Origin of the sequence: Sodalinema sp. (assembly GCF_046483825.1) — a bacterium.
Classification (GTDB): domain Bacteria; phylum Cyanobacteriota; class Cyanobacteriia; order Cyanobacteriales; family Geitlerinemataceae; genus Sodalinema.
Map to the genome: position 1 here is coordinate 1 of NZ_JAWOCL010000142.1, position 5505 is coordinate 5505.

General features: G+C 52.4%; 5 protein-coding genes and 1 tRNA gene. 2 read left to right on the top strand and 4 right to left on the bottom strand.

The window, feature by feature from the left end; genetic code table 11:
- A partial coding sequence (locus R6U67_RS09300; RefSeq protein ID WP_410252292.1) for a hypothetical protein occupies nt 1–442 on the top strand: 442 nt, incomplete at its 5' end.
- A 54-nt stretch (nt 443–496) separates the two neighbouring features.
- On the opposite strand, the gene R6U67_RS09305 is transcribed toward R6U67_RS09300, so the two are convergent.
- From R6U67_RS09305 to R6U67_RS09320, 4 genes are all read right to left on the bottom strand, one after another.
- A tRNA-Gly gene (locus R6U67_RS09305) sits at nt 497–568 on the bottom strand.
- 96 nt (nt 569–664) lie between these two features.
- On the bottom strand, nt 665–2350 hold the full coding sequence (locus tag R6U67_RS09310) for an FAD-dependent oxidoreductase (protein WP_410252293.1): 1686 nt from the start codon (nt 2348–2350) through the stop codon (nt 665–667).
- 116 nt (nt 2351–2466) lie between these two features.
- Nucleotides 2467–3975, bottom strand: a complete 1509-nt coding sequence (ggpS, locus tag R6U67_RS09315; RefSeq protein ID WP_410252294.1) for a glucosylglycerol-phosphate synthase — start codon at nt 3973–3975, stop codon at nt 2467–2469.
- A gap of 90 nt (nt 3976–4065) precedes the next feature.
- Nucleotides 4066–4797: an HAD family hydrolase gene (locus tag R6U67_RS09320; protein ID WP_410252295.1), complete on the bottom strand. Its 732-nt coding sequence runs from the start codon at nt 4795–4797 to the stop codon at nt 4066–4068.
- 432 nt (nt 4798–5229) lie between these two features.
- On the opposite strand from R6U67_RS09320, the gene R6U67_RS09325 reads away from it, so the two are divergent.
- On the top strand, nt 5230–5505 hold a 276-nt coding region (locus tag R6U67_RS09325), incomplete at its 3' end, for a helix-turn-helix domain-containing protein (RefSeq protein WP_410252296.1).

The following is a 5505-nucleotide window of genomic DNA, read 5'->3' on the forward strand; positions in this document are numbered from 1 at the left end:
CAACGGCCAGCGGGTTAAAAACACCGCCGACGCAGCCCTGCAAACGATGCGCCGCGCCCAATCTCGCGCCAGTACCGAGAACCGCTCCTGGGAAGCCAGTTTCCGTATCGATGACGAACAAGGGGTTCAAGGGGCCGCCTATCCCGTTGGTGGTGGTAATCCCTCTTGGGCGACCCTTTCCCCAGAAGCGGGAAACCTCGTGGCCTTAGATGAGGAGAGAACGACGATGGCTCAGGACTGTGATCATGGAGACTACTGCATTCGCTTTGAAGACCGAGGTGTTGTCTCTAGTGAGTCCTACCAAGATGCTGAGCATGACGATTCAGGAACTCTAGCACGCATCGCCTTCACCGATGTTGAGGGGGGCAATAACCCAAACCGACGTTGCGTGATTGTCGCTACCATTCTCGGCTCAATTCGCGGCGATCGCTGCGAAGATTAAGCCCCGATGCGATGATGGGTCGTTGTGAACAACTTAGGGTGAAAAACTCAAGAAAGCGGGCGACCGGACTCGAACCGGCGACGTTCAGCTTGGGAAGCTGACATTCTACCACTGAATTACGCCCGCGTTGGCTAGTCCAAGACTGCAAAGGACTGCATTAATTGCTTATCCTAACATATCTGGGACTAGCGACAAGGATTTTTTGCCTCAGGTTTGCCTCACTTAAGCAGACACCGCTTCAGCTTGAGAGCGGCGACTCTGAGGAATCGCATAGTCGGGGATGCAGTTCTCCTCCATATACTGACGATATTCCCCGGCCTGGCGATCGCAGTCCTCGGCAGACCAACCACAATAGCGCTGCAACACCTCCGACAGCACCGCCAACGTCTGCAAGCCATAACAACTCTGCATGGCGATGGTAGTGCGTCGCCGTAGAATATCGGCCATGTGATAGGCATATTCCGATCGCACCCCATAGACAATCTGAGCGCGAATATCCGGTAACTCCGGCGTAATCGGCGCCGCTAGTTCCGGATGCTCATCAATCAGGGCCAACACCCCCGCCGCGAGACGGCCATAGCTGTCAAGCAGATGATAGAGCGTTTCCACCGAGAGGCGATCGCGATAACGGTCCACCAACTCTCCCACCAAGGGATCATTGGGCAAAATCGCCCCAGGGAACGGACGATGAATCGTCGGACAAGCCGGCGCCGGTTGCTTCCACTTCTTATAAACCAAATCCACAATTTCCTGGCCCACATGGCGGAACGTGGTCAACTTCCCACCAATCAAAGAAATCAGATTACTCACCCCATCCGAGCGGTGATCCAAGAGAATATGCTTACGAGTAATACTCCCGGCAGACTTCTTATCCACATAAGGCAACGGCCGCACCCCAGAATAGGTAAACTTAATACTCTCACGGGTCAACTGGCCACTGGGAATGATATTATTCGTCTCCGTCAGCAGATAATCAATCTCCTCATCATCAGCTTTCACCCGATCCAAACTCCCCTCATAGGGTAAATCCGTGGTTCCAATCAACACCATGCCCAACCAAGGCACAATAAAGAAGGGCCGGCCATCAGTTTTAGCTTCCACATAGAGCGCACTGTCCGGCGCCCCCGGAAAGCGATTCACAATAATATGAGACCCTTTCGTTCCGCCAATCTTACGGGTTTTGCCAATCGCGTCTGGGGCGCCATCATTTAACACGCGATCGACCCAGGGACCCGAGGTATTGATCACCATCGCCTTGGCGCTCCCCTTGATCTCCAGGGTTTTCCCCGTCAACTGATCCCGACAGGTCAAATGGGTGATGCGATCGCCCTGACGGTGCAGAGCCGTCACCTCCACATAATTAAGACTCGTCGCCCCCGCCGATTCCGCATCCAGAATCGTCTCTAAACACATCCGTTCCGCCCGCGAGGCCTGAGCATCATAATACTGCGCCCCACCATTGAGGTTCTCAGGATCTAACCCCCGAAAATGCTGCACAAACTTCTGCTTCGGTAGCATCCGATGGGGTAACAGCGTCTTATCAAAACTAAAAATATCATAGAGAATCATCCCCGCCCAGATTTTCCAATAGGGCCGCGATCGCTTCCCATACACCGGAACCGTTAACATCAACGGATTCACTAAATGGGGAGCATTTCGTAACAATAACTCTCGTTCATGGAGCGACTCCCGCACCAAAGGAAACTCAAAATACTCTAAATAGCGTAACCCGCCATGAACCAAGCGCGTTGACCAGCTCGACGTTCCACTGGCAAAATCACTTTTCTCCAGAAGAATCGGTTTCAATCCTCGTAACGCCGCATCCCGAGCCACCGCAGCTCCATTGACCCCACCGCCAATAATAATAAGGTCGTAGGTTTGAGACTCGACGTGATCCAGATTTCGCATAATCCTTAACAGTTGACAGTTGACCGTTGAGCGTCAATCGTGAACCCCTCATAACTTGTAGGCGGGCAGCGCCCGCCATACCGTTTAACAGTCCACGATCAACACATCACTCTTTCCTATGCTGTGACCGGCTTCTTATCACCCACAGACTGAGGTTCAATCTTCTGGAAGATATCAAACAAACGATCCGCCCAATGTTTCACATCATACTGAGTGACCGTGTCATACATCTTCGCCATGCGTTGAGCTTGATCCTCATCCGACAGGCTCAAAGCCCGGTCAATGGCCTCATCCATCCGGTCCATCGAGTAGGGGTTCGTCTGAATCGCTTCAGGCATTTCCACCGCCGCCCCGACAAACTCAGATAGGATCAACGCCCCGTCCTTGCCCTCATGAGCAACAACATACTCCTTAGCGACCAAGTTCAACCCATCCCGTAGGGGAGTCGTCCAACAAATATCAGCCGCCTTGTAGTAGGCAATCAGATCCGTAAAGGGAATCGGCTGAGTGAACAGCAGAATCGGAGTCCACCCTAATCGAGCATAACGTCCATTGATTTTCCCTGCCAGTTGCTCAATCTGCTGCTGTGCCGTGCGATAGACGCGCATCCCAGCGGCCGCTTGCACACAGGTCATCACCAAATTGATTTTTCCATGCAAATCGGGCCGGCGTTCGAGTAGGCGACCATAGCATTCGAGCAATTCCCGGTTCCCCTTGACATAGTCCACCCGTCCAGCGGCGATGGCCAGGGTGCGGCCCTGCAATTCCTCTTTGATTTCCGTAATCCGCTGTTGGGTTTCGGGTTTTTTGAGGGTATTGAGGATATGTTCGGGGTTAGTTCCCACGGGGAACGCATCGACGTTCACCAGTTGCCCCTTGTAGTTCAACTGAGTCACCATTTCCGGTTCCGCCAGGGCCGTACCGCAGGGGGTGATATGCTCAGGGATAGCCTCTTTCTTGACCACATCCACCTCAAAGAGGCTACGAGCCACATGGACGAAGTTCTCCGAGTAGCGGGGGATATGGAAGCCCACCACATCGCAACAGAGGAGACTTTCGATAATCGCCTCGCGCCAGGGCAGAATGTTGAAGATATCCACCGAGGGGAAGGGGGTATGGTGGAAGAAAGCGATACGAGCATCAGGTTTGAGTTCCCGAATGTATTTGGGGGCTAACCAAAGGTTATAGTCATGAACCCAAATCAGGGCATCTTCGGCGGCTTCAGCACAGGCGGCTTCGGCGAATTTCTTGTTGATGGCCTTGAAGTTTTCCCAATCCGAGGACTCGTAGGTGAAGTGATAGGGGAACGAGTGCAAGATGGGCCAGAAGGCCTCTTTGCTGGTGATGTGATAGAAGTGCTTGACTTCATCGGCTGACAGGGGAATCCGGGCGACATCGTAGTTGCTGCTCTCGATTTGCACCCGTTCCTGGAATTTGTTGCGTTGCTTGGCGGTAACTTGCTTCCAGGCAATCCAGGTTCCTTTCTCGACGTTATCGAAGAAGCCTTTGAGGGTTGGCACAATCCCATTGGGACTTTTTTTGTCCAGATAATGGGTGACGCCGTTTTCATCGACCACCTCATCGTAGGGTTCGCGGTGGTAGAGAATGACCAAAGAAGATTTCATAGTGTCTTGACTGTTACTCATGGTTGTTGTCTAGTTAGCGCTTGACAGAGGCCTTGGCTTAGAGAGTCCTTGGCTTAGAGAGACCTTGGCTTAGAAGGCTCTGCCGTGATGTTTCAATCCGTCCCAAATTCCCCAGGCTCCCGGTTCGGGGCTAATGTAGGCATTGGGACGCGATCGCGCAAATTCTTTCAGTTTGGGTTCGGCATTGCCCACAACAATCCCGTTTAGCCCTGTTTCGAGCAGGGAGCGATCGTTGAGGGTATCTCCGGCGACCACCGTTTGCTCAGGTGCTAGGCGAAGGCTCTCTAGGGTTTTTAGCAGAGTGGCTCCCTTGGCGATTCCTTTGGGCATGACATCTAAGAAGCGATCGGCGGAGAGGATATAGTCAAACCCAGCCTGGGTAATTCGAGTCAGGGTTTGTGACTGAAGTTCGTTGGGGTTGTAGTAGTAGGATACGCGATATTGCGGGGTGATGGGTTGTAACTCCAGACCCGGTTCGTTGTTTAGGAGCGATCGCACTCTCTCGGTGCTATCATTCCAGGTCTGAGCAATCCAAGTCTGAACCGGCTCTAGGGGCCTGAACGTCTGACCATCGGTGACGGTGGTTCCCACATCGCCGATAATATAGTCGGCTTGGGGAAATTCAGGATCGCTGTAGAGTTGGCGCACCAAATCCAGGTTACGCCCGGTGACAAACATCAGAACCAGACGCTGGCGATGCTGCTGTAGGTAGGCGTAGAACTGCGATCGCTGCTCGTTTGTGCCTCCTAAAAATGTTCCATCGAGATCGGTCGCTAGCACTAACGGCTCATCAACATCCATTGCAGATTATCCTCTATCAAACGCCATCTAGCAGAAGCGAACCACTCCCGAACTAACGTTGAGCTATTCTCGGCTTACGTTTCATTCGAGGGGGGTATTCTATCCTAGATCTGTCCTAGATTTAACGAACTTTCACCGGACTTTTTAGCACCGTTAAACCGGTCTTAACCCAGTATCAGTCAACCATTGCTGAGCTGATTGAGCAGTATTTGTTTAGTACATCATACACACAAGCTCCCCAAACCTCAAACTTCCATCGCTGCTGCGGCCAAGGCCAAGGGTTTGTCTCTCAGGTCAACTCTCGGTTAAGCTCCTGGTTAAGATCCTATCCAGATTCTTCGCAGTACAAAGCCCTAGCTAAAAGCTTGGCGGGTGGTGTAGCGAAGCGCGACCGAGGAAAGCAACCTACAAAATATCTGCTACAATTTAGATATGCTAAATATGACGTGGGAATTTAAGCTAGAGCCAACTGCGGAGCAGGTTTCAGAGATTGAACACATTCTGGATGTGTGTCGCAAGGTCTGGAATTTTGCGCGGCGGGAACGCAAAGACTGGCTAAATTCTCGCAAGTCTCGGGTGAATGCTTGTTCGACCCGCCAGGAGTTCATCTTGCCAGCCGATACACCATTTCCTAACTACCACGTTCAGGCTAAGCGTTTGACCGCTGCCAAGATGGAATTTCCTCGGCTCAAGACGGTCAACGCTCAG

Bases quoted from the DNA above. Each gene is read 5' to 3' on its own strand.
- R6U67_RS09310 (WP_410252293.1), bottom strand. From the start codon at position 2,350: ATGCGAAATCTGGATCACGTCGAGTCTCAAACCTACGACCTTATTATT.
- R6U67_RS09320 (WP_410252295.1), bottom strand. From the start codon at position 4,797: ATGGATGTTGATGAGCCGTTAGTGCTAGCGACCGATCTCGATGGAACA.
- ggpS (WP_410252294.1), bottom strand. From the start codon at position 3,975: ATGAAATCTTCTTTGGTCATTCTCTACCACCGCGAACCCTACGATGAG.